Source organism: Vibrio sp. JZG120, assembly GCF_053890955.1.
The window spans coordinates 1-1081 of record NZ_JBSRRK010000043.1; the positions used below are offsets into that span (position 1 = coordinate 1).

General features: G+C 47.0%; 1 protein-coding gene. It reads left to right on the top strand.

Annotation, left to right across the window (positions count from 1 at the left end):
* Nucleotides 1–1081: elongation factor Tu (gene tuf / locus ACWPOD_RS23700; protein WP_456232305.1), on the top strand; the 1081-nt coding region annotated here is incomplete at both ends.

Here is a 1081-nt window from a genome sequence, read left to right on the forward strand (position 1 = left end):
TGTCTAAAGAAAAATTTGAACGTACGAAACCGCACGTTAACGTTGGTACTATCGGCCACGTTGACCACGGTAAAACAACTCTAACTGCAGCTATCTGTACTACTCTTGCTAAAGTTTACGGCGGTGTAGCTAAAGACTTCGCATCTATCGATAACGCTCCAGAAGAGCGTGAGCGCGGTATCACAATCGCAACTTCTCACGTTGAGTACGACACTCCAACTCGTCACTACGCACACGTTGACTGTCCAGGACACGCGGACTACGTTAAAAACATGATCACTGGTGCTGCACAGATGGACGGTGGTATCCTAGTTGTTGCTGCGACAGATGGCCCAATGCCACAAACTCGTGAGCACATCCTACTAGGCCGTCAGGTTGGTATCCCATACATCATCGTATTCATGAACAAATGTGACATGGTTGACGATGAAGAGCTACTAGAACTAGTAGAAATGGAAGTTCGTGAACTTCTATCTGAATACGATTTCCCAGGTGATGACCTACCAGTTATCCAAGGTTCTGCACTAGGCGCACTAAACGGCGAAGAGCAGTGGGAAGCGAAAATCGTTGAACTAGCTGAAGCTCTAGATACTTACATCCCTGAGCCAGAGCGTGCGGTAGATCAGCCATTCCTAATGCCTATCGAAGACGTATTCTCAATCCAAGGTCGTGGTACAGTAGTAACTGGTCGTATCGAGCGTGGTATTCTAACTGTAGGTGACGAAGTTGCTATCGTAGGTATCAAGGAAACAACTACTACAACATGTACTGGTGTAGAGATGTTCCGTAAGCTTCTAGACGAAGGCCGTGCAGGTGAGAACGTTGGTGCACTTCTACGTGGTACTAAGCGTGACGAAGTTGAACGTGGTCAAGTACTAGCGAAGCCTGGTTCAATCACTCCACACACTAAGTTCGAATCAGAAGTATACGTACTGTCTAAAGATGAAGGTGGTCGTCACACTCCATTCTTCAAAGGCTACCGTCCACAGTTCTACTTCCGTACAACTGACGTAACTGGTGACATCCAGCTACCAGAAGGCGTAGAAATGGTAATGCCAGGTGACAACGTACAGATGACTGT